General features: G+C 72.3%; 14 protein-coding genes. 7 read left to right on the top strand and 7 right to left on the bottom strand.

Annotation, left to right across the window (positions count from 1 at the left end; all coding sequences use genetic code 11):
- Nucleotides 1-12: 12 nt before the first annotated feature.
- The 5 genes from ACFVXG_RS26410 to ACFVXG_RS26390 form a co-directional block, all read right to left on the bottom strand.
- Nucleotides 13-1905 carry an ABC transporter ATP-binding protein gene (locus ACFVXG_RS26410; protein WP_387930904.1) on the bottom strand — a complete coding sequence of 631 codons (1893 nt, stop codon included), beginning with the start codon at nt 1903-1905 and terminating at the stop codon, nt 13-15.
- A 144-nt stretch (nt 1906-2049) separates the two neighbouring features.
- Nucleotides 2050-4443 carry a beta-glucosidase gene (locus tag ACFVXG_RS26405; RefSeq protein WP_387930903.1) on the bottom strand — a complete coding sequence of 798 codons (2394 nt, stop codon included), beginning with the start codon at nt 4441-4443 and terminating at the stop codon, nt 2050-2052.
- A complete protein-coding gene (locus ACFVXG_RS26400; protein ID WP_387930902.1) occupies nt 4440-5258 on the bottom strand; it encodes a carbohydrate ABC transporter permease in 819 nt (272 codons plus the stop codon). Before ACFVXG_RS26400 ends, ACFVXG_RS26405 begins: the two co-directional genes overlap by 4 nt.
- Nucleotides 5258-6154, bottom strand: coding sequence for a carbohydrate ABC transporter permease (locus ACFVXG_RS26395; RefSeq protein ID WP_387930901.1), 897 nt, complete (start codon nt 6152-6154; stop codon nt 5258-5260). Before ACFVXG_RS26395 ends, ACFVXG_RS26400 begins: the two co-directional genes overlap by 1 nt.
- Nucleotides 6151-7443: an ABC transporter substrate-binding protein gene (locus tag ACFVXG_RS26390; RefSeq protein ID WP_387930900.1), complete on the bottom strand. Its 1293-nt coding sequence runs from the start codon at nt 7441-7443 to the stop codon at nt 6151-6153. Before ACFVXG_RS26390 ends, ACFVXG_RS26395 begins: the two co-directional genes overlap by 4 nt.
- Before the next feature lie 206 nt (nt 7444-7649).
- Between ACFVXG_RS26390 and ACFVXG_RS26385 the strand changes: the two genes are divergently transcribed.
- On the top strand, nt 7650-8705 hold the full coding sequence (locus ACFVXG_RS26385; RefSeq protein ID WP_387930899.1) for a LacI family DNA-binding transcriptional regulator: 1056 nt from the start codon (nt 7650-7652) through the stop codon (nt 8703-8705).
- 138 nt (nt 8706-8843) lie between these two features.
- On the opposite strand, the gene ACFVXG_RS26380 is transcribed toward ACFVXG_RS26385, so the two are convergent.
- Nucleotides 8844-10316 carry an endo-1,4-beta-xylanase gene (locus ACFVXG_RS26380; protein WP_387930898.1) on the bottom strand — a complete coding sequence of 491 codons (1473 nt, stop codon included), beginning with the start codon at nt 10314-10316 and terminating at the stop codon, nt 8844-8846.
- A gap of 398 nt (nt 10317-10714) precedes the next feature.
- Between ACFVXG_RS26380 and ACFVXG_RS26375 the strand changes: the two genes are divergently transcribed.
- The 6 genes from ACFVXG_RS26375 to ACFVXG_RS26350 all read left to right on the top strand — a co-directional run bounded on the left by ACFVXG_RS26375 (nt 10715) and on the right by ACFVXG_RS26350 (nt 19092).
- Nucleotides 10715-11857, top strand: coding sequence for a radical SAM protein (locus tag ACFVXG_RS26375; protein ID WP_387930897.1), 1143 nt, complete (start codon nt 10715-10717; stop codon nt 11855-11857).
- A 49-nt stretch (nt 11858-11906) separates the two neighbouring features.
- Complete coding sequence (locus tag ACFVXG_RS26370) at nt 11907-13463, top strand: flavin-containing monooxygenase (RefSeq protein WP_387930896.1); 1557 nt, start codon at nt 11907-11909, stop codon at nt 13461-13463.
- Complete coding sequence (locus ACFVXG_RS26365; protein WP_387930895.1) at nt 13460-14743, top strand: sugar efflux transporter; 1284 nt, start codon at nt 13460-13462, stop codon at nt 14741-14743. Before ACFVXG_RS26370 ends, ACFVXG_RS26365 begins: the two co-directional genes overlap by 4 nt.
- Complete coding sequence (locus ACFVXG_RS26360; RefSeq protein WP_387930894.1) at nt 14740-15699, top strand: glycosyltransferase; 960 nt, start codon at nt 14740-14742, stop codon at nt 15697-15699. Before ACFVXG_RS26365 ends, ACFVXG_RS26360 begins: the two co-directional genes overlap by 4 nt.
- Nucleotides 15696-16496, top strand: coding sequence for a PIG-L deacetylase family protein (locus ACFVXG_RS26355; protein ID WP_387930893.1), 801 nt, complete (start codon nt 15696-15698; stop codon nt 16494-16496). The genes ACFVXG_RS26360 and ACFVXG_RS26355 overlap by 4 nt, the downstream gene beginning before the upstream one ends.
- 106 nt (nt 16497-16602) lie before the next feature.
- A complete protein-coding gene (locus tag ACFVXG_RS26350; protein ID WP_387930892.1) occupies nt 16603-19092 on the top strand; it encodes a glycoside hydrolase family 3 N-terminal domain-containing protein in 2490 nt (829 codons plus the stop codon).
- A 68-nt stretch (nt 19093-19160) separates the two neighbouring features.
- On the opposite strand, the gene ACFVXG_RS26345 is transcribed toward ACFVXG_RS26350, so the two are convergent.
- The gene (locus ACFVXG_RS26345) at nt 19161-22148 is read right to left on the bottom strand and encodes a glycoside hydrolase family 48 protein (protein ID WP_387930891.1); all 2988 of its coding nucleotides are present in this window, start codon (nt 22146-22148) and stop codon (nt 19161-19163) included.
- Nucleotides 22149-22371: the final 223 nt, after the last annotated feature.

Raw genomic sequence — 22371 nt, 5'->3', positions numbered from 1 at the left:
GCGGGTCCGGGGTCACAGGAGTTCGCTTTCGTCCGTGCGGTCGTCGTAGCCGAGCCGGAAGCGCTCGGCCTGGATGGCGAAGAGCTCGGCGTACCGGCCGCCGAGGGCCATGAGCTCGTCGTGGGTGCCGGATTCGGTGATCCGCCCGCCGTCCAGGAGCACGATCCGGTCGGCCTGGCGGACGGTGGAGAGCCGGTGCGAGATCAGCACCACGCCGGCCCGGCCGCGGTGCTCTGCGAGTCGGCGGAAGACGTCGAACTCGGTGCGCACGTCCAGGTGGGCGGTGGGTTCGTCGAGGACCAGCAGGTCGGCGCCGGTGTGCACGGAGTAGAGGGCGCGGGCCAGGACGGCCTGCTGCCACTGGCCTCCGGAGAGGTCGACCCCGCCGGTCCGGGTGCGCGCCAGCGGGGTGTCCCAGCCGTCGGGCAGCCGCTCCAGCACCGAGTCGAAGCCGGAGTCCCTGGCGGCGGCCGCCAGCGCGGCCCGGTCGACGGGCACGGTGGCGTGTCCGAGCGTGACGTTGTCGGCCGCCGAGAGCTGGTACTTGACGAAGTCCTGGAAGACCACCGAGACGCGCTCGCGCCAGGCGGCGACGCCCAGGTCGGCGACGTCGGTGCCGTCCGCCGTGATCCGGCCCCCGGTGGGCCGGTATAGGCCGGAGAGCAGTTTGATCATGGTGGACTTGCCCGCGCCGTTGAGCCCCACCACGGCCAGCAGTTCGCCGGGCCGGATCTCCAGGTCCAGGCCGTTCAGCACGGTGCGCTCGGTGCCCGGGTAGGTGAAGGAGACGGACTCGAAGGCGACCAGCGGCGGTTCGGTGCGGCGCTCCGCGCGGGGCGCCGGGAGGGCGTCCGCGTCGGCGGCCGACGCCGCCGGGCCGAGGAGCTCCCGCAGCTCCTGGTAGGCCAGCATGCCCTCGGTGGCGGCGCGGATGTTGCGGACGTCCTCGCTGTAGCCCAGGGACTGCACGAGCGACCAGGCGGCGGTCAGCACCGCGGTGAGCGCCGACACGGCGACCGTGCCGTGGGCGGCGTCCCCGGCCACGGCGAGGTAGACGACGACCAGGGGCGCGCCGAACAGCAGGAACTGGGTCCACTCGCTGCGCAGCATTCGACTGGACGCCTCCCAGGTGGGACCGAACATCGCCCGCAGGTGCTGCTGGATGCGCCCGACCATCCACTCGCCGAAGCCGAAGACCCGCACCTCCATGCTGGGGCCGACGGCGATGAGCGCCTCCCGCCAGGCCTCGGCGCGCAGTCCGTGCTCGACGCCCTTGCGCCACACCGCCGTGAAGGCGCTCGCCTGGCGGTTGCGCAGGTACTGGTTGACCGCGCCGGGCACCAGCAGGACCGGCACGGCCCACCAGACGTACTGCGCCAGCACCGCGCAGGCCCCGACCATGCCGAGCAGCGAGGCGAGGCGGCGCAGGCGCCCGAGCGCGCCGTCGGCCGGGGTCCGCTCGGTCCAGTTGGTCGGCTGGGCACGGGCCCGGCGGATCAGCTGCTGCACCTCCGGCGTCTCCAGCGCCTCGATCGTGGGGATCGCGGTGGTGAGCCGCAGGATCCTGGTCCGGTGCGCCCCGTCGATGCGCAGCCCGGCGAGCTGCCCCAACGGCGCGCTCAGCGCCTCGATCACGTGCCCGAGGAGCAGGACCGCGCCGAAGACGCCGAGCGGGACGAGGGCGGCGTCGAACAGGTCCGCGCCCGGATGGCTCTGCACCCTGGCCACCAGGGCGGCGGTGGCCAGGGCGGAGGCGGCCGGCAGGGCCGCCTGGACGACCAGGAGCCCGACCAGCGCGGCCAGCAGCGGTGGGCGGGCGTCACGCAGCGGGCGCAGCAGCAGGACCAGGTGTTCCACCCTCGACCGAATGACACCGGCACTGTCGAAGCGCTTCGATTCGAACATTTACCAAAGGTTTCAGAATTCCTGACTGCATGTCAACCAATAATTCCTGCCCCTGAATTCCATGGAATTCATCGAATCGATGTCGAATATCCGAGGACACGGAGCCGGGTCAGGGGTGCGGAATGCGGACCCGGGGTTCCTCCGCTACGGGGCGGGGGTGGGTGGGAGCTCGTGGACGGTGATGGCCGGGTGCAGTCGGCGGGTGTGGTCGAGCTCCCGGGTCGGGCCGGTGAGGCGCAGCGGCACGGTGAGCCGGGGATCGGCGCTGGAGGCGGAGATCCGAAGTTCCAGCGCTCCGGGTTCGACGATCCGCTCACCGTCGCGGCCGGTGAAGGAGGCCAGGTCGGCGGGGATGGTCAGCTCCACCCGGCAGCCCGCTCCGGCATCCAGCGGGATCCGGCGGTAGCCGATCAGCCGCTGCACCGGCTGGACCACGCCGGCCACCGGGTCGTGGAGGTAGAGCTGCACCACCTCGGTGCCCGCCCGGAAGCCGGCGTTGCGCAGCTCGAAGGCGAGCCGGAAGGCGCCGTCGGTGCCGGTCTCGGCCGTCTCCACCTCCGGGCCGGACCAGCTGAACTCGCTGTAGCCGAGCCCGTGTCCGAAGGCGAAGGCGGGTGTCGGGTCGGTGCTGGAGACCCCGCCGGCCTGGGCCAGCCGCGCGGCCAGATAGGTGGAGGGCTGGACCCCGGGGTGGGCGGGGACGGAGACCGGCAGCCGGCCGGACGGGTTGACCCGCCCGCCGAGCACCCCGGCGAGCGCCCGCGTCCCGGCCTCCCCGGGGAAGAAGCACTGGACGATCCCGGCCGCCTCGGTGGCGGCGCGCCCGAGCGCGTACGGCCGCCCGGCCAGCAGGGTGACCACCACCGGCGTGCCGGTGTCCAGTACGGCTTCCAACAACTGCCGCTGTCTGCCGGGGAGTTCGAGCGAGGCGGCGTCGCAGCCCTCGCCGCTGGTGCCGCGCCCGAACAATCCGGCCCGGTCGCCGAGGGCGAGCACCGCCACGTCGGCCTCCCGGGCGGCGCGGACGGCTTCGGCGATGCCGGCGGCCTCCTCGTCGCTCTCCTCGCCGTCGACCGTCACACCGCGCACCGTGTGCAGCTTGCTGCCGGCGAACTCGGTCGCCAACGCCTCGTACAGGGTGGGGAGTTCGATGCCGAGCGGGGTCTCGGGGTGCTGTCTGCCGACGTGCACCGGGAAGGAGTAGCAGCCGAGCACGGCGGTGGGCTCGTCGGCGTTCGGGCCGATCAGCGCGATCCGGGCGGGGGCCCGCAGCGGCAGCAGGCCGTCGTTGCGCAGCAGCACCACGGCCTGCTCGGCGAGCTCGGCGGCGAGCGCCCGGTTGGCGGGCCGGTCCAGGTCGACCGAGCCGCGCAGCGACCCCGGTTCGCCCAGGTCTGCCTCGGCGAGCGCGGCCGGCACGGGGCTCCAGTCGGCGTCCAGCAGCCCCAGTTCGGCCTTCTGCGCGAGCACCCGGCGCAGCGCCCGGTCGATCAGCCGCTCCGGCACGTCGCCGGCGACGACGGCGTCGAACAGCGGCGGTCCGAAGGTGTCGACGGTCGGCAGCTCGACGTCGACTCCCCCGGCCAGGGCCAGGGCGGCGGCCTCGGACCGGCCGTCGGCGACGCCGTGCAGCGAGGCGAGGAAGGCGATCCCGAAGTAGTCGGCGACGACCGTGCCGGTGAATCCCCAGGTGTCCCGGAGCAGTCGGGTGAGCAGCGCCTGGTCGGCGGCCGAGGGCAGGCCGTCGGTGTCGGTGTAGGCCGGCATGACCGAGCGGGGCCGGCCTTCGCGGACGGCCATCTCGAAGGGCGGCAGGATGACGTCGGCGCGTTCGCGCGGGCCCATCGAGACGGGGGCGAGGTTGCGTCCGGCGCGGGAGGCGGAGTACCCCGCGAAGTGCTTGAGGGTGGCCACCACCCCGGCGGACTCCAGGCCCTGGACGTAGGCGGTGGCGATGGTGCCGACCAGGTACGGGTCCTCGCCGATGGTCTCCTCGACCCGCCCCCAGCGGGCGTCGCGGACCACGTCGAGCACCGGCGCCAGGCCCTGGTGCACCCCGACGGACCGCAGGTCGCGGCCGATGGCGGCGGCCATCGTCCGGACCAGCTCCGGGTTGAAGGCGGCACCCCAGGACAGCGGCACGGGGTACGCGGTGGCCCCCCAGGCGGCGAAGCCGGCCAGGCACTCCTCGTGGGCCAGCGCCGGGATGCCGAAGCGGTTGGCGGCGGCGATCCGCTGCTGGGTGCGCAGCAGCGACAGCGCGCCGAGCGCCGGGTCGACCGGGGCGGTGCCGAACGGCCGGGTCAGCTGGCCGAGCCCGTACGGCAGCAGGGTGTCGAGGTCGGGCGGCGGCTCCATCTCGTGCTGGTGGGGGGCGACTTCGTCGCCGTCGGGGTTCGCGCCGACCCAGACGCCGACCAGTTGGGCGGTCTTCTCCCGCAGGGTCATCGCGGCGATCAGGGCGTCGGCCCTGGCCTCCGGGGTGAGCGCGGTGTCGCGCCAGGGGGGCACGGACTCGGGGTTGCGGTGGTCGTTCATTTTCCTCCGACCCCCGTCAGGCCCTGGACCAGGGCTCGGCGGGCGAACAGGTAGACGACGAAGACGGGGAGCATGGACAGCACCACGGCGCTGAGCAGTCCGGGCACGTCCACGCCGTGCTCGGTCTGGAAGTCGTACAGGCCCAGGGTGATGACCTTGGTGGAGTCGGACTGGGTGAGGATCAGCGGGAAGAGGAAGCCGTTCCAGGCCTGGAGGGCGGCGAAGACCGTGATCGAGGACAGACCGCCCTTGGACAGCGGGAGCACCAGCCGGCGGAACATCCGCGCCGGGGAGGCGCCGTCCATCGCCATCGCCTCGTACAGCTCGGGGCTGATGTCGCGCATCGCTCCGGTCAGCACCAGGGTGCAGACCGGCAGGCAGAAGGCCGCGGTCGGCAGGATGACGCCGAGCAGGTGGTCGTACAGGCCGGTCTTGCTGATGACGAAGAACATCGGCACGATCACCGCCTGGGCGGGGATCGCCAGCCCGAGCAGGAACAGCCGGAACACCCAGCCGGTGGCCCGGCCGCGGGCGCGCACGATGGCGTAGGCGAGCGGCGGGACGACCAGCAGCACGATGGCGACCACGCCGGCGGTGACGGTCAGGGTGTTGAGGAAGTCCCGGCCGAAGCCGGAGGAGAGATCGGTCAGGTAGTTCTGCACGGTCCACTGCTTGGGCAGGCTCAGCGGGCCCTCGGTGGAGTAGTCGGCGCGGGTGCGGAAGGTGGCGATCAGCAGCACGTACAGCGGCAGGCCGACCAGCACCAGCCACACCAGGGAGCCGAACCCGGCCAGGACGTTGGGGCGTTCGCGCATCAGAGGCCCTCCGCCGTGCCGCGCATCCGGTCGTAGCGGGAGAGCCGGACCAGCGCGAGCGAGATCAGGGTGGCGACCACCACGAGGACCAGCGCGATGGCCGAGCCGGTGCCGAAGTCGAAGCTCTTGAAGGCCTTCTGGTACATGTAGTAGGAGGTGACGGTGGTGTCCGTGCCGGGGCCGCCCTGGGTGAGGATCAGCACCGTGTCGAACGTGGTCAGGCCGCCGACCACCATCAGGATCGTCGAGGTGATGATCGTGTTGCGCAGCTGCGGCAGGGTGATGTGGAGGAACTGCCGCACCCGGCCCGCCCCGTCGACCGCCGCGGCCTGGTAGAGCACCTGGGGGATCGCCCGGGCGCCGCCCTGGTAGATCAGCGCGTGCAGCGGGGTGAACTGCCACACGCCGACGAAGGTCAGCACCCCGACCGCCCCGCTCTTGGTGCCGAGCAGGTTGCCGTCGCCGAACAGCCAGGTGAGCTCGGCCGGTACGCCGAAGTTGGGGTCGAGGACGGCCCGCCAGACCACCGAGACGGCGGTCGCGGAGAGCAGCAGCGGCACGAAGTAGATCGCCGAGAGCACGGCCCGGTTGCGCTGCTTCCCGGCGGCCCAGACGCCGATCAGGATGCTGACCGGCGTCTGGGTCAGCACGCCGAGGGCGGTGAGCAGCAGGGTGGTCCAGACGGACTGGAGCATCACCGGGTCGTGGAACAGGGCGGTCCAGTTGTCCAGGCCGTTGAAGTGCGGGTCGCCGATGCCGTCCCAGCTGGTGAAGGAGAGCACGGCGACCAGCAGCAGCGGTGTGAGCGCGAACATTCCGAAGAACACCGCGGCGGGCAGCGCCCAGACGAGTCCCGGACGGGTCGACCCCGCGCCGCGCCCGGTGGCGCGCGTCATGACGTCGGCAAGGCCTGCATGGCCTTGATGAAGCCGTCGGCGTCGAGTGCGCCGTTGAAGAACTGCTGGACCGCGGTGTGCATCGGGGTCATGGCGCTCGGCGGGTAGGCCTGGTCCCAGGAGAGCTGGAACGAGGGGGCGTCCTTGACCAGTTGGTACTGGTCCTTGGAGTAGCCGGGGCTGGCGGAGAGGTCGAAGTGGTCGGGGGTGTTGGTGGTGGTCGGCAGGTTGCCGATGGCCAGCTGGGCCTTCACGAACTCCTCGGAGTACATCAGCTTGAGGAAGTTCGCGACCTCCACCGGGTGCTTGGTCTTCTTGAGCACGGAGTAGAAGTTGTTGGTGTTGCCGACGACGTCGGCCGGGTCGCCCTTGCCGCCGCTCAGGGCGGGGAAGGCGGTGTAGCCGAGCCCGGTCTTGACGAAGTCCGGGTTGGCGTCCTGCTGGGTGGAGTAGTACCAGGAGCCCATCAGCTCGAAGGCGGCCTTGCCCTTGGCGACCAGGGCCGGGGAGCCGCCGTCGGTGAACTTGACGGAGTCGAAGTTGCTCCCGAAGGCCCCGGCGTCGACCAGTTGCTTGAGGGTGGTCAGCGCCTTGCGGCTGTCGTCGCTCGCCCAGGCCTCCTTGTCGCCGCCGAGGATCTTCTGGAACAGGCCGGGGCCGGCGACCCGGTCGTAGAGGTACTCGAACCACATCAGGGTGGGCCACTGGTCGCCGCCGCCGAGGGAGATCGGGGTGATGCCCTTGGCCTTCAGGGCCTTGGCGTCGGCGAGGAGTTCGTCCCAGGTCTTCGGCGGGGTGAGTCCGGCGTCCGCGAGCACCTTCTTGTTGTGGAACAGCAGCACCGGCTGGGTGCCGCGCATGGGTATCCCGTACGCCTTCTTGTCGATCACCGCCGAGTTGAAGACCGACGGCAGGAAGTTGTCCTTCAGGCCCGGGTCCTCGGCGATCATGCCGTCCAGCGGCAGCAGCAGGTCCGCCTTGTAGAACGACTGGATGGAGCCGCCGCCCCAGTTGAAGAAGATGTCGGGGGCCCGGGAACTGTTGATCACGGTCTGCAGCTTCTGCTGGTAGTCCGCGCCGGGGATGGTGTCGAGCACCGCCTTGACCTTGGAGGTCTTGTTGAAGGTCTCGACGATCTGCTTCTCGACCTTGTTGCCGGCGTCGCCGTAGACCAGCACGTGGATCGTCCCGCCTCCGTTGTCGGAGGAGGAGTCGCTGGAGCTGCAGGCAGCGGACGTCCCCAGGACGAGTGCGGTGACCGCGGTGACCGCGGCGAGTCTGGATCGCATATCCTGCCCTCTGTTTCGAATGTTTCGAGCAAGTTGCCGAATGTTGTGGGAAACTTAGAACCGCCCTGACTGCTCGTCAAGAGCACGGACGGGATCGGCGCCGGCGGGCCGGCGGGCTAGCATCCGTGCGGTACGGCCCGCCCGCGGCCGTACCGACAGCCACCCACGACGGCGTTCGCCCAGCAGGGGCAGTGCAGGAGGAACCCGTGGACCGAGCGGCCACGCTCGCCGAGATCGCCCTGGAGGCAGGGGTCTCGGCACCGACAGTTTCGAAAGTCCTCAACGGGCGCGCCGACGTCGCCCCGGCCACCCGGGAGCGGGTGGAGGCACTGCTCCAGCAGTACGGCTACCGGCGGCGGCGCGGCAACCGCCAGACCAGCCCGCTACTGGAACTGGTCTTCCACGAGCTGGAGAGCGCCTGGGCGGTGGAGGTGATCCGCGGCGTCGAGAACGCCGTCCGGGAGGAGGGCCTGAGCATCGTGCTCTCCGAGTCCGCCGAACGGCACGGCCCCGGCCAGTCCTGGGTGGACGGGGTGCTCGCCCGCCGCCCCACCGGCGTGGTGCTGGTGCTGTCCGACCTGGACCGCTCGCTGCGCGAGCAACTGGCCCGCCGGGACATCCCGTTCGTGGTGATGGACCCGGCCGGCGACCCCGGCCAGGAGGTGCCCGCCGTCGGCACCACCAACTGGGACGGCGGCCTCGCCGCCACCCGGCACCTGCTCGACCTCGGCCACCGCCGGATCGGCCTGATCGGCGGCCCCGCCCGGATGATGTGCAGCCGGGCCCGGGCCGACGGCTACCGGGCGGCGCTCGACATCGCGGGCATCCCGTACGACCCGGAACTGGTCCGCGAGGGCGACTTCCACCACGAGTCCGGTCGCCGGCTCGGCCTGGAGCTGCTGGGCCTGCCGGACCGGCCGACCGCCGTGTTCGCCGGGAACGACCTCCAGGCGCTCGGCCTGTACGAGGCCGCCCGCGAACTGGGGCTGCGGATCCCGGAGGACGTCAGCGTGGTCGGCTTCGACGACCTGCCGCTGGCCCGCTGGGTGGGCCCGCCGCTGACCACCGTGCGCCAGCCGCTCACCGAGATGGCCGAGACGGCGACCCGCCTGGTGATCGACCTGGCCCGCGGGGTGCAGCCCGGCACGCTCCGGGTGGACCTGGCCACCAGCCTGGTCGAGCGCAGCAGCACCGCCCCGCCGCGCCCGGCCGCCGCCGGCCACGACCGCGCGCCCGACGCCGGCCCGGCCACGAGCGGCTGACGGAGCCGCCGGGCGGGACCTCGTGTGCCCGTCCGGCGGACCGGGCCGGACGGGCCGTGAGAACGGTGCGGCCGAACGGTCCGGGAGTCCCGGCGCCGTCCGGCCGCACTGCTGTTGTGCTGTGATGCTGTCGTGCTGTCAGCCGAGGTTCCACTGCTGGTTGCTGCCGCCGCCGCAGCTCCACAGCTGGGCCAGCGCGCCGTCAGCGCTGGAGGCGCCGGTCACGTCCAGGCACAGGCCGGACTGGGCGCCGGTGACGGTGCCGTCGGCGTTGAGGTGCCACTGCTGGTTGGCCTGCCCGTTGCACGGCCAGACGACCGCCTTGGTGCCGTTGACGGCACCCTGCCCGGAGGCGTCCAGGCACAGCCGGCTGCTGCCGTCGTAGACGGTCAGCTGATCGTCCGAGGTGTGGGTCCAGGTCTGGTTGGTGCCGCCCCAGCAGCTGTAGATCTGCACCTGGGTGCCCGCCGTGGTCGAACTGTTCGGCACGTCCAGGCACTTGCCGGCCCCGACCGCGTGCAGCGCGCCCGTGGTGCCGCCGCCACCGGGGGTGCTCGAACCGCCGAGGGCGGAGAGCGCCGCGGAGTAGGCCGGCTTGGGCTGGTCGTTGCCGTCGTACATGGTGGCCGCGCCCGTCCCGGGGAAGGTCCCGGGGATCCAGGAGTGGGCGTCGTCCACGCCCCACTGGCTCACGCCGACGCAGCGGGAGACGGCCAGGCAGGACCGGACCACGGCCGCGTAGTCGTTGGCCTGCTGCTGCAACGCCGCACCGGAGGCCGGGAGTTGGATCCGGTCGTCCAGTTCGGTGACGGCCACGTCCAGGCCCAGGTCGGCGAACCGCTGCATGTTGGCCTGGAGGTCGGAGGGGACCTGGCCGAGGACGAAGTGGCTCTCCAGACCGATGCCGCCCAGCGGCACCCCCTGGGCGAGCAGCGACTTGGCCAGGCGGTAGAGGGCGTCGCTCTTCGCGTTCAGGCCCTCGATGTTGTAGTCGTTGATGTAGAGCTTCGCCCCCGGGTCGGCGGCGTGCGCGGTGCGCAGCGCGTCGGCGAAGTAGTCGACGCCCATCGCGCGGTAGAAGACGTGCGGGACGAAGGAGCCGTCGCCGTTGAAGGGCTCGTTGATCACGTCCCAGGCGTAGACCTGGCCCTTGTAGTGCCCGGCCTCGGCGGTGATGTGCGACTCCATCGCGGAGCGCACCTGGTTCTGCGGCAGGTTCGAGACCCAGCCCGGGAGCTGGTTCTGCCACACCAGGTTGTGGCCGCGCACCCGCATGCCCTTGGACTTGGCGAACTGCACGAGCTGGTCGCCCGGGCCGAAGTTGTACGAGCCGCGGGAGGGCTCGGCGGTGTCCCACTTCATCTCGTTGGCCGGGGTCAGCATGTCGAACTGCGCCCCGGCGACGGCGACCTCACCGCCGACGCCGAGGTCGCCGCGCTCGATGGCGGTGCCGAAGTAGCGGCCCTTGGCCTCCGCCGCCGCCCTCAGACTGCCGCCGGCCGCCGCGGCCGGGGTCGTCGCGGCCAGCGCGCCGGTCGCGAGCGCCAGCGCCAGGACCAGGGCGGCGGTCCAGGCGCGGTGTATTCCGATCAGGATCCTTCGAAGAGGCATGGGCGGGCTCCAGAGTCGCTTTGTGGGGGGGGGTGAACACCCGCGCGGTCAGCGGGTCGTGGCGCACGGGTGCTGACGGTGGTGGGGCCGTCGATTCGGGGGGAACGCCGTCGGTTCGGGGGAACGGGAGCATCGCAGTGGTGGGTTGCGCTCCCGCCGCTAGGTAACTCGCGGTGTACGGGACGCGTCAATACGCTGTTGAATGTTTCGATGATGTTTCGGAAACGTCCGGACCTCCACGGCGGCGTCCACCATGCGGAACGCCCCCGCCCAGATCCGTTGACTCGGCGCCCCGGAGCGGGCTAGCTTCACCGGAAGCGCTTCCAGTTTCCACAAGGCATCCTCATACACCCGAGTGGGAGCGCTCCCATTCGGGCTCCGGACAGGAGATGAACCCCATGGACGAGCCACGCACTCAGCTGGGCGACACCGTTGGTACCCGGTTCGTCAGGCGCAATCTCGACCTCGTCGGCAAGCTCCACCAGCGATCCGTCCTCCCCGCCGCCGTCGACGTCGCGCGGGGACGGCGACTGACCTCCCCCCTCGTCGTCGACCTCGACCCGACCACCGTCTGCGACCTCGCCTGCCCGGAGTGCATCTCCTCCCAGGTGCTGCACCACGGACAGATCGGCCAGGACCGCGTCGTGCGCCTCGCCCACGAACTCGCGGACTCCAAGGTCCTCGCCGTGATCCTGATCGGCGGGGGCGAGCCGCTGCTGCACCGCTCCGTGGGCCGGGTCATCGAGGTGCTCCACGAGGCGGGCATCAAGCTCGGCCTCGTCACCAACGGCACCCAGATCCACCGCCACCTCGACCGGCTCGCCGACATGCTCTCCTGGGTGCGGGTGTCGATCGACGCAGGCACCGCCGACACCTACGCCGCCTTCCGCCCCAGCCGGGGCAAGCACAGCGCGTTCCCGCAAGTCATCGAGAACATGCGGGCGTTGGCCGCCCGCAAGACCGGCCGGCTGGGCTACTCGTTCCTGCTCATGCAGCGCTTCGACCAGGACGGCCGGGTCACCGACTCCAACTACGCCGAGGTGTACCGGGCCGGCGTGCTCGCCAAGGAGATCGGCTGCGACTACTTCGAGGTCAAGGCCATGCTCGACGAGGACCACTACACGGTCAACCAGAGCCCCGAGGCCATCGCGGCCGTCGAGGAGCAGATCGCCCGCCTGCGCGACCTGGAGGACGACGGCTTCCACGTCCTGCACTCCTCCAACTGGCAGGCGGTGCGCCGTAGATCCGACACCGTCCAGGAGAAGGACTACCACCGGTGCGCGATCGCCGAACTGCGCACCACCGTCACCCCGACCGGCGTCTACGTCTGCCCGTACCACCGGGGCAACCCCAAGGGCCGGATCGGCGACATCGGGCAGTCGACCTTCGCCGAGATGTGGGCGGCCGCCGACACCGGGGTCATCGACCCCAGCCGGGACTGCCGCTTCGTCTGCGCCCGGCACGCCTCCAACCAGGAGATCGCCACCCTGGCGACCGGGCCCGCCGGCCCGCCGTGCGACGACTTCGACCCGTTCATCTGATGGGGAGTCAACTTGGTTACTCTTCAACGCACATGAGCCTGGAGACACGATGAGAACAGTCGTGATCGGCGCCGGTCCCGCGGGGCTCACCTGCATACGGCAGGCCCGAGCCGCCGGCCTCGACGTCAGCTGCCACGAGAAGCGCGAGGACCTCGGCGGCATCTGGAACCCGTCCGGCGGCGGCGCCTACCCGGGTGTGCGCATGCAGAGCTCACGCATGAGCATGCCGTTCAGCGACCACCCGCCCGGCTTCGCCGGCGCCTTCCCGGCGCAGCACGAAGTCCAGGAGTACCTGCGCTCGTACGCCACCCGGTACGGACTGCTCGACGCCGTCTCCTTCGGCAGCGAGGTCGTCCGGGTCGCGAAGGCGGACGGCTCCTGGCAGGTCACCAGCCGGACGACGGACGGCCGGGAGCGCACCGAGCGGGCCGACGCCGTCCTGGTCGCCAACGGCGAACTCTGGCAGCCCCGGCGGCCCGACCGCCACCCCGCCCCCGGAGCGCCCGTGCAGGTGCTCACCGCGGCCGAATACCCCGGCGCGGCGGGCTTCGCCGGCCTGCGGGTCCTGGTGGTCGGCGGCGGCGTGAGCGGCGCCGACCTCGCCGCCGACCTCGGCACCGCCGCCGCCCACGTGGACTGGTCGGTGCGCCGCCGCCAGCTCTTCCTACCGCGCCTGATCGGGGACGCCTACAACGACGCGCTCTTCTCGTACGCGGGGCGGGTCGCCGTCGAGGAGGTGCCGTACCCGGTCTACCTCGACTGGCTGGCCGAGCTGCTCCCCGAGTACATGGCGATGTACCGGGCCACCGGTCTGCTGCCGGAGGCCGGCTTCCACGGCGCGGTGCACCTCAACGACCGGATCGTCCCCGCCGTCCACGCCGGGGACGTGCACCCGGTGCCGGCCTTCGCGCGCTTCGCCGAGGACGGCTCGGTGGAGTTCGCGGACGGCTCCCGCCGCGCGTACGACGCCGTGGTGCTGTGCCTCGGGTACGAGATGCCCGACTACGGGTTCATCGAGGACCTGCGCCGCCAGGACCTGTACGAGCACCACTTCTGGCGCCACGACCCCACCCTGGCCGTGGTCAACACCCCGGTCGACACCGAGGCCTTCGGCACCGCCTGCCCGTACTTCGAGGCGGTGGCCGGCTGGGTGGTCGCCGTCCTGACCGGAAAGGCCACGCTGCCCGACGCCCGCGCCCGCGCCGACTGGTGCGAGCGCCACCTGGGGGCGCTGGAGGACCGCCGCTACCTCGACTGCTGGCTGGAGACCGTCCGGCTGGGCCTGCTCAGCGGCAGCCTGCCGGACCCGGCCGTCGACTTCGCCGCCTACTGGACGGTGGTCTCCGGCCAGGTGGACCCGGCGAACCTGGGGCCCGGCCCGGCGACGGCGCTCCCGGCGGTGCTCGACGGCCGGCTGGACCTCGCCGGTCTGCGGCACCGCGTCCTGGCCGCCCTGCCGGAGCACGTCCGCGCCCGCCTGCTCGCCGGGGCGCAGGTCGACCGGGCGGACCTGGCCGCCGCCGCGCGCGTCCCGGTCGGCCGCGAGCTGGCCCCCTGGCTGCCGTACCGGCAGCGGGAGAGCGGGGCGACAGGGGTGACGCCGTGACCGCGGAACCCGTCGAGAGCCCCGCGTCCACCGGGAGCCCCGCACCCGCCGCCCCGGCCCGGGCCGTCGGCCGCTGGCGCCTGCTCACCGACCGGGCGGTGCAGAGCCTGATCGCCGCCAACGGCGTGGTGGGGCTGGCCGGCGCCTTCGTGATCCCCACCGTCAGCCTCTTCCTGGCGGACGCCGTCCAGGCGACCCCGCTGATGATCGGCCTGTTCTTCGCCGTCCGGTCGATCGGGGAGATCGGCACCGACCTCGCCATGGGCGTCGTGTCCGACCGGCTGCGCGACCGCCGTACGGTGCTGGTGCTGACCGCCCTGTGCAACGCGGCCGGCGCGCTCTGCTACTCCGTCCTGCGCGACTACTACCTGCTGCTGCCGGCCGGCCTGGTGTGCTTCGGCCTCGGCGGCGCCTGCTTCGGACAACTCTTCGCCTACACCAGGGAGTTGGCCGAGGAGAGGCAGGTCGACGCGCCGTTCTTCAACGGCTTCCAGCGCTCGATCACCTCGCTCGCCTGGGTGATCGGCCCGCCGGTCGCCTTCTGGCTGGTCGCCCAGTGGTCCTTCGCCGTGCTCTACGCGAGCGCGGCCGGGCTCTCCCTGCTCGCCGCGGCGATCTGCCGCTGGGGCCTGCCCAGGCTCCCCCGCCCGGCGCCGGACCGGTCCGCCGACACCGCAACCGGACTGCGCGGGCTGCTCGCCGGGCTCGGTCCGCGCACCGGCCTGCTGCTCGCGGCGATCGTGCTGCTGCTGGGCGCCAACATGATGTACCAGATCGACCTCTCGCTGCGGATCACCGTCGAACTCCACCAGAGCACCGCCTTCGCCGGCCTGCTGCTCGGGCTGAGCGCGGTGCTGGAGATCCCGCTGATGATCGGGGTCGGGGTCTGGGCCGACCGGATCGGCAAGACCAGGCTGCTGCTCCTGGCCACCCTCTGCGCCACGCTCTTCTTCGCCGCCCTGCCGCTGGTGCACAGCCGCACCCTGCTGCTGCTCCTCCAACTGCCCAACGCCTTCTGGACCGCGGTGGTGATGAACATCCCCGTCGTGATGCTCCAGGACTCGCTGCCCGGGCGCCCCGGCACCGCCTCCTCGCTCTACGCCAGCGCGTTCAAGACCGGCATGTTCCTCGGCGGCCTGGTGGTCGGCACCGTCGCGACCTGGACGGGCTACGGGCAGGTCTTCTGGGTGTGCGCCGGCCTCACCGCCCTCGCCGGGCTGCTGGTCCTCCTGCCCGGGAGCCCGGGCACCTCCGAACCCACCGAAGGGACTGCCGCATGACCGCGCCGCCCGACTGCACGGTGATCGTGCCCACCTACAACCGCTCCGCACTGCTGCGGCACACCCTGGACTCGCTGGCCCGCCAACGCCTCGCCCCGGGCGGGACCTTCGAGGTGATCGTCGTCGACGACGGCTCCGCCGACGACACCGCCGAGGTCGTGGCCGGCTACCGCCACCGGCTCGACCTGCGCTACTTCTTCCGGAAGGACGAGGGCTACCGGGTCGCCGCGGCACGCAACACCGGCATCGCCGACGCCCGCGGCGGGATCTGCGTCTTCGTGGACTCCGGCGTCCTGCTGCACTCCGGCGCACTCGCCGCCCACCTCGCCGCCCACCGCGGGGCCGAGGGCCCGATCGCCGTCACGGGCTACGTCCACTGCTTCAACGAGGGCAACGAGGACGGCGAGCAGATCCTCCGGGAGATCGACTTCACCGACCCGGACGCCTCGCTCCGCCGGTTCACCGAGCAGCGGCGGTGGCCGGACCTCCGGGAGAGCTACTACGCGCGCTACGGCGAGGACCTCGGCGCGCTCACCGCACCCTGGCTGATGTGGTGGACGTGCCACGTCTCCGCGGACACCGCCCAACTGCGCCGGGTCGGCGGCTTCGACGAGGCGTACCGCTCCTGGGGAGCCGAGGACGTCGACCTCGGCTACCGCCTGCACCGGGCCGGCGCCCGGTTCGTCCTGCGGCGCGACGCCTCCTCCCTGCACGTGCCCCACCCCAAGAGCTATCTGGACAACATGGCCTCGGCGGCCGCCAACTACCGGTACTTCGCCCGGAAGTTCGACACTCCGGCGGCCAGGCTCGTCCCCGACCACCACTTCGAGGAGATCGAGGACATCCTGCGCTCCCGCGGGCTCGCCCCGGGGGCCGTGACCGACCACTTCGGGACGGTCACCCGTCTCGTCGACCGGGCCGACGACAAGGCCGCCGCCGAGGGGAGCAGCAGATGACCCCGCCGCTGCTGGGCACCTGGACCGAATGGCACCTGCGCGCCCGGCGCTCCGAGGGCACCGAGGGCACCGCGCTGGTCTTCGCGCCGCATCCCGACGACGAGGTGATCGCCTGCGGCGGCACCATCGCCCGGCTGGTCTCCGAGGGCACCCGGGTGCAGGTGGTCTTCGCCACCGACGGCGCCATGTCGCACTCCGCGGTGCTCGGCATCCACACCGACCCCACCCCCGCCGAGCTGCGCGAGATCCGCCGCCGGGAGGCCCGGGCGGCCGCGCGGACGCTGGGACTGCCGGAGGACGCCGTACGGTTCCTCGACTTCCCGGACACCCGGCTCGCCGACCACCTGACGCCGTTCCGCGCCAAGGTCCTGGAGGTGCTCGACACCCATCCGGGGGCGGCCGAGGTCTACCTCCCGCACGAGGTGCGGGAGCTCAACGCCGACCACCGGCTGACCGGCGAGACCGTGCTCGGCTGCCTGGCCGAACGGGAGCTCGCGCCGACCGTCTACCGCTACGTGGTCTGGGACGAGCGGACGGAGCAGGAGTTCGCCTTCGTCAACCGGAACCCGGCGTCCGGCGGCGCAGACGCCCCCGAGCGGCTGATCGCCGTCGACATCACCGAGCAGCTGCCGGTCAAGCGGGCCGCCCTGCGCCAACACCGCACCCAGGTCGACCTGTTCGCGCCCGGCCAGACCCGGCCGGTGGTACCGGAGCCGTTCCAGGAACGTGTCCTGGCGGCCCGGACCGAGGAGTTCTGGATCAGCGCGCCGGCGCCCGCCCGGCCGGAAACGGAGTGACCCCGTGCCAGAGACAGTGCCCCCCGACGGGCGGAGCCCGCTCCCCGCACTCGCGCCGCTGCCGGACTGGCCCCGACTGACCTCGGCGATCCCGACCGATCCACTGATGGAACATCAGATCACGGCAATGGTCGCCCAGTTGACGCTGGAGGAGAAGGTCGGACAGCTGGTCCAGCCCGAGCTCGCCGAGCTCACCGCCGAGGACATCCGCGAGTACCGGATCGGCTCGGCCCTCAACGGTGCCGGGATCTGGCCGCACGGCCGCCGGCACGCCACCGTCCGGGACTGGGTCGACCTGGTCGACCACTTCTGGACCGCCGCGGAGCAGACCTGGCAGGGCCGGCCGTTCCGCATCCCGTTCATGTGGGCGACCGACGCCGTGCACGGCCACAACAACGTCCACGGCGCCACCGTCTTCCCGCACAACATCGGCCTCGGCGCGGCCGGTGACCCGGACCTGATCCGCCGGATCGGCGCCGCCACGGCCCGCGAGGTCGCCGCCACCGGGATGGACTGGATCTTCGCCCCCACCGTGACCAACCCGCGCGACCGCCGCTGGGGCCGCTACTACGAGGGCTACGGCGAGGACCCGGCGCTCGGCCACGCCTACGGCCGGGCCATGGTCGAGGGGCTTCAGGGCGACGTCGCCGCGCTGCGCACCGACCACCGGGTGCTGGCGACGCTCAAGCACTGGATCGCCGACGGCGGCACGGCGGACGGCCGCGACCGCGGCACCGCGCACTGCTCGGAGCAGGTCCTGCGGGACATCCACGCCCAGGGGTTCCTGGCCGGCATCCGGGCCGGGGCGCAGAGCGTGATGGTCTCCTTCAGCAGCTGGGAGGACCCGGCCAACTACGACCACACCCCGGGCGGCGGCGAGCCCTACAACCACAAGGTGCACGGCAGCCGGTACCTGATCACCGACGTGCTCAAGGACGCGCTGGGCTTCGACGGCATCGTGATCAGCGACTGGGACGCGCACGCCGAGGTCTCGCGCTGCTCCGCCGGGGACGCCGGGTACGCGATCAACGCGGGCCTCGACGTGCTCATGGTGGCGGGCCGGGAGGCCTGGCAGAGCGTCCACCGCACGACCGTGGCCCAGGTCCGGGCCGGCGTCATCGCCCAGGAGCGGATCGACGACGCGGTCTCCCGCGTCCTTCGGGTCAAGCTGCGGGCCGGCCTGTGGGACAAGCCCCGGCCCGCCGAGCGGTCGCTGACCCGCCCCGGCGCCCCGGTGGTGATCGGCTCGCCGGACCACCGCGCGCTGGCCCGCGAGGCGACCCGGAAGTCCCTGGTGCTGCTCAAACACACCCCGGGGCTGCTGCCGCTGCCCCGGGGCGGGCGGGTGCTCGTCACCGGCAGCGCGGCCGACGACCTGGGCAAGCAGTGCGGCGGCTGGACGCTCACCTGGCAGGGCGACGACCTGGACCGCACCGACCTGCCCGGCGGCAGCACCGTGGCCGACGCCGTCCGCGCGGTCGTCGGCGCCGACGGCTGCACGGTGGACCCGGCCCCGGCGCTCGGCGGCCCCGAGGAGTACGACGTCGCGATCGTCTGCATCGGCGAGGACGCCTACGCGGAGATGCGCGGCACCGTCAGGCCCTGGCGCTCGATCGGCTACGCCGACCTCAAACAGAGCTACGCCCGGGACCTGGAGCTGCTGCGCCGGCTGCGCGCGGCGGGTGTGCCCACGGTCACCGTGCTGTTCACCGGCCGACCGCTGTACTGCACCGAGGAGGTCAACCTCTCGGACGCCTTCGTGGTCGCCTGGCTGCCGGGCCCGTACGCCCAGGGGGTGACGGACGTGCTGTTCGCGGCGGAGGACGGTGCGCCCGCCCACGACTTCCAGGGCCGACTGCCGTCCTGCTGGCCGAGGACGCGCGACGCCAGCGCCGTCAACGCCCTCCCCGCGCACCTTCCGGACTACCGCGTGCCGAAGGAGGAGACGCCGCCGGAGGGCGGCCGCGCGCCGCTGTTCCCGCTGGGCCACGGCCTGTCCCTGCACGACCCGGCGCCGCCCGGCGGGCCGCTGCCCCTGCACACCCCCGCGGCCGCGCCCCCGGCGCCGCGGGTGAGCGGCCCGCTGCGCGTCCTGGACGCGCAGGGCACTCCGTACCGCCTGCGGGTCGGCGGGCACAACACCTGGTCCCGGGAGGACGTCGGACTGGACAAACCGATGGACTGCCTGATCGTCCACGCCGCGCCGTTCCCCACCCCGGACCACGGAACGGCCCTGCGGCTGCGTTTCAAGGGCAACCCGGCCTTCGTGTACGCCGAGTCCCCGTCCGGGCTCCCCGCCGACCTGCGCGGGTACCTGGAACGCGGGGCGCACCTGCGGTTCGCCGTGCGCGTGCTCCAGCAGCCCTCGGCCCCGCTCCACCTGGCCTGCCACGACGACTTCCCGGCCCAGCCCGGCGTCGACCTGACGGCCCGGCTGCGCGCGGCCGGGCCGACGGACTGGACCACCGTCTCCGTCCCGCTCGCCGAGCTGGCCGCGGTCGGCACGGACCTGCTCCACGTCGACGTGCCGTTCATGCTCTACACCGACGGCACCGCGGAGTTGGAGGTCGCCGACGTCGCCTGGCAGTTGGTCTGAAACGGCCTCCGGCCCCGGTCCCCGCGTAGATACGCGGAGGCCGGGGCCGGAGGTTGTCCAGGGGAGGCTCAGCCGCCCGGGTTCACCGTCGGGAACAGCTGGGCGAAGGTGTCGAAGGCGGTGGCGATGTCCGCCTCGGCCCAGAACCGGTGGTAGTTGAAGCTCGGCGCGGGGCCGCCGTCGAGGTAGCTCTGCACCTTGGACCACTGCGGGTCGCTGGTGTACCAGGGGCGGATGGACAGGAAGGTGTTGCTCGCCGAGCTGATCTTGGTGCCGTCCGGGTAGCTGCCGGTCCAGCCGGGCGGGACGTACAGGCCCTGGTGAGTGGTCGGCGAGTACGCCTGGGTGAAGCGGCTGTAGTCGGTGCGGGTCTCGGTGGCCGAGTAGCCCAGGCTGTCGGTGTACTTGGCGTGCAGGGTGTCCAGGATGTTCTGGGCGAACTTCTGGGCGCCGCTGCTGCCGGACTTGGCCGCGTAGTACGCGAGGGTCTTGGCCAGCGAGCCGGCCACGCCGACGTCGGTGGCGGTGCCGCTCGCGGTGACGTGCAGGCCCGCGTTGCCGCCGGGGCTGGTGGCGCTCCAGGTGTCGGGCGCGCCGGTCCAGGCCAGCTTGTCGGGCGTGGTCAGGGTACCGGTGGACGGGTCGGCCTTGGAGACCGACATCGCCCACGGGACCCACTTGTCGAGGATGGCCTTCGCCCGGGTGTCGCCGGTGGCGTAGTAGTACTCGGCGAACCGCTCCATCGACCAGGTCTGGAACCCGAACCACTGGTTGGAGGCCGGGTCGTGGTACTCGGGCTGCCAGTCGTAGTACAGACCGTAGAAGGTCGGGTCCCCTGACGGCGGGGCCGCGTCGTCGCCGTAGTTCCCGCCCCAGCTGTTGGTGGCGCCGCCGGCGATGCCGCCCTCGGTGGACTGCAGCCACTGGAAGAACTGGAGTTGCTTGTCCAGGCTGCCCGCCCAGTCGGTGGCACCGCTCGCCGAGAGCGGCTTCAGGCCCGGGTCGTTGGCGAGCACCCAGGCGGCCATCGGGTTCTGGTAGCCCTGGTGGGCGGCGGAACCGGAGATCCGCCAGGACCAGCCGCCGTCGGCCGCCCCGCCCCAGGCGAAGTACCAGGTGAGCAGGCCGAGTTGCTCGTTGGCCTTGGAGCTGCCGCCCGGGCAGGCGGTGGAGCCGAGGCAGTTGCCCGCCTGCTTGAAGTACTTGTCGTAGAGCGAGTAGCGCAGGTAGTCGCCGAGCTTGGACGCCTTGGCGAGGGTCGCGGTGATGGCCGCGCTCTTGCCCTGCGACTTGGCGAACTGCTCGGCCCAGTAGGCGGCCTGGACCAGCCGGGCGTCGGCGTCGGGCGCGTCGGTGAACTTGTACTGCTTGCTGTAGTTGCCGCCGCCGTCGTTGTACAGGCTGAGGAAGCCGGAGTTGCTGCTGCCGTACTTGAACACGTCGCAGTCGGGCTGCGGCACGGTCTCCCAGACCGACTCCTCCGGGCCGCGCTGGAAGGTGTTGATCAGGCTGGGCTTGCTGGTGCCGTCCTCGCACTGCCCGAAGCCGTACTTGTTGTCGGTGTCCAGCAGCCAGGCCGGGGCGTACACGTCCGCGGTGCCGTAGGTGCTGTTCAGCTCGCCGGAGAGCGGGTCGGTGCCGACCGGCACGCCGCTGTTCAACTTGACCGGGTACTGGTCGGGTTGGGGCTTCTCGGGGCCGTAGGTGGCGGGCTTGGACGGGTTGTAGGTGCTCTGGCCCGGCTGCTGGGCGTGGCTGGGGATCAGGTTCGTCTCCAGGCTGGTCCAGGCGTTGTTGAAGGCCGTCCAGTCGCCGGTGACGCGTCCGTAGTCGGCCTCCAGCCACAGCCAGTAGCTGTAGGTCTCGGAGGTGGTCTCGTGGCCGTAGTCGGGCGCCTCCACGACCAGGGTCTCCACCGAGTGGTACGGGATGCCCTGGGGGCTGAAGTACCCGTTCGCCGGATTCTTGATCTTGCTGTAGAGGTCCAGGAAGTACTGGTCGTAGCCCGAGGTCTTCGCCGCCTCGGTCACCGTGACGGCGCCGGAGCCGAAGCCGGCCGCGGCGGCGGTGAAGGTGGCGGTGCCGCCGACCTGGCCGGCGTCGGTGCCGGCCGCGACGGTGACGGTCTGCGGGACGTTCCAGTTGCCGGAGGTGAAGGTGAGCGCGGCCCCGGACGTGACGCTGAGGTCCGTGCCGCTGCCCGAACGGACCACCGTCACCTTGGTGTCGGCGGTCGGCGCCTGGGAGAGCGCGACGGTGAAGGTGCCGCTGCTCCCCTGCTGGACGGCGAGCGTGGCCGGGCTGACCAGGACGCTCGGGCCGGCCACCTTGACCGCGATCGGAGTGGAGGTGGTGGTGGCGCCGGAGTCGTCGGTGGCGACGGCGGTGACCGAGTAGTCGCCCGCCGCCACGTTCGCCCAGTCGGCCGTGTACGGCGCGGTGGTGGCGCTGCCGACGAGGGTGTTGTTGCCCGCCCCGGTCGAGGCGTAGAAGTCGACCTTCGTGACGGTGCCGTCCGCGTCGGCCGCCGTGGCGGCCAGCTTCACGGTGGATCCCGGGGTGAAGGTCTGCCCGGCGGACGGGGAGGTGAGCGAGACGGTCGGGGGCTGGTTCGCGCCGCGGCAGGGGGTGCCGTTGACGGTGAAGGTGGTGGGGGCGGTGTTGGGGCCGGTGTAGGAGAAGTTGGCGCTGGTGGTGTAGGTGGCGCCGGGGTTGATGGTGGCGGCGTAGTCGGGGTTGGTGACGGTGACGGTGTGTCCGGTCTGGGTCCAGGTGCCGTTCCAGCCGTTCTGGAGGGTCTGGTTGCCGGCGTAGGTGTAGCCGAGGGTCCAGCCGTTGATCGGTGCGGTGCCGGTGTCGGTGAGGGTGAGGTTGGCGGTGAAGCCGCTGCCCCAGTCGTTGCCGACGGCGTAACTCACACTGCAGGAAAGTCCGGGGGCCGCTGTGGCGGGCGGTGCCGTGAGGGCGGTGCCCGCCGCGCCGACCAGGGCGAGCGTGGTGGCCGTCGCGGTGATGGTGAGCCGGTTGCCCCCGGCCCGAAGGGTTCTGCCTCGCATGTACGTCCTCCACAGGGGTGGGGTACCGCCGCGCGGGTGGGTGCGCGGTGGACGGAGGTGTGGCGTCATGGTGGGGTGGTGCGCCCGGCTTGGGAAGCGGCCCCGGGGCCCGGCAGCCCCGGCCGGCGGCCCCGCCGGGGCGGCGCAACGGCGGCGACCAGCGCCGGAATCCCGGCCCGGGGCAGCGCGCCGACCTGCCCGGCGGCGTGTAACTTACAGCGGG

Source organism: Kitasatospora sp. NPDC058162 (genome assembly GCF_042884005.1).
Taxonomy (GTDB): Bacteria; Actinomycetota; Actinomycetes; order Streptomycetales; family Streptomycetaceae; genus Kitasatospora.
Note: the sequence above shows the minus strand (reverse complement) of the source record. Positions and strands in the feature narration are given on the sequence as shown.

Excerpts from the sequence above, each read along its gene's own strand:
- ACFVXG_RS26400 (WP_387930902.1), bottom strand. The coding sequence starts at position 5,258 with ATGCGCGAACGCCCCAACGTCCTGGCCGGGTTCGGCTCCCTGGTGTGG.
- ACFVXG_RS26395 (WP_387930901.1), bottom strand. The coding sequence starts at position 6,154 with ATGACGCGCGCCACCGGGCGCGGCGCGGGGTCGACCCGTCCGGGACTC.
- ACFVXG_RS26410 (WP_387930904.1), bottom strand. The coding sequence starts at position 1,905 with ATGTTCGAATCGAAGCGCTTCGACAGTGCCGGTGTCATTCGGTCGAGG.
- ACFVXG_RS26390 (WP_387930900.1), bottom strand. The coding sequence starts at position 7,443 with ATGCGATCCAGACTCGCCGCGGTCACCGCGGTCACCGCACTCGTCCTG.
- ACFVXG_RS26405 (WP_387930903.1), bottom strand. The coding sequence starts at position 4,443 with ATGAACGACCACCGCAACCCCGAGTCCGTGCCCCCCTGGCGCGACACC.
- ACFVXG_RS26355 (WP_387930893.1), top strand. The coding sequence starts at position 15,696 with ATGACCCCGCCGCTGCTGGGCACCTGGACCGAATGGCACCTGCGCGCC.
- ACFVXG_RS26380 (WP_387930898.1), bottom strand. The coding sequence starts at position 10,316 with ATGCCTCTTCGAAGGATCCTGATCGGAATACACCGCGCCTGGACCGCC.
- ACFVXG_RS26375 (WP_387930897.1), top strand. The coding sequence starts at position 10,715 with ATGGACGAGCCACGCACTCAGCTGGGCGACACCGTTGGTACCCGGTTC.
- ACFVXG_RS26345 (WP_387930891.1), bottom strand. The coding sequence starts at position 22,148 with ATGCGAGGCAGAACCCTTCGGGCCGGGGGCAACCGGCTCACCATCACC.
- ACFVXG_RS26350 (WP_387930892.1), top strand. The coding sequence starts at position 16,603 with ATGGAACATCAGATCACGGCAATGGTCGCCCAGTTGACGCTGGAGGAG.
- ACFVXG_RS26360 (WP_387930894.1), top strand. The coding sequence starts at position 14,740 with ATGACCGCGCCGCCCGACTGCACGGTGATCGTGCCCACCTACAACCGC.
- ACFVXG_RS26370 (WP_387930896.1), top strand. The coding sequence starts at position 11,907 with ATGAGAACAGTCGTGATCGGCGCCGGTCCCGCGGGGCTCACCTGCATA.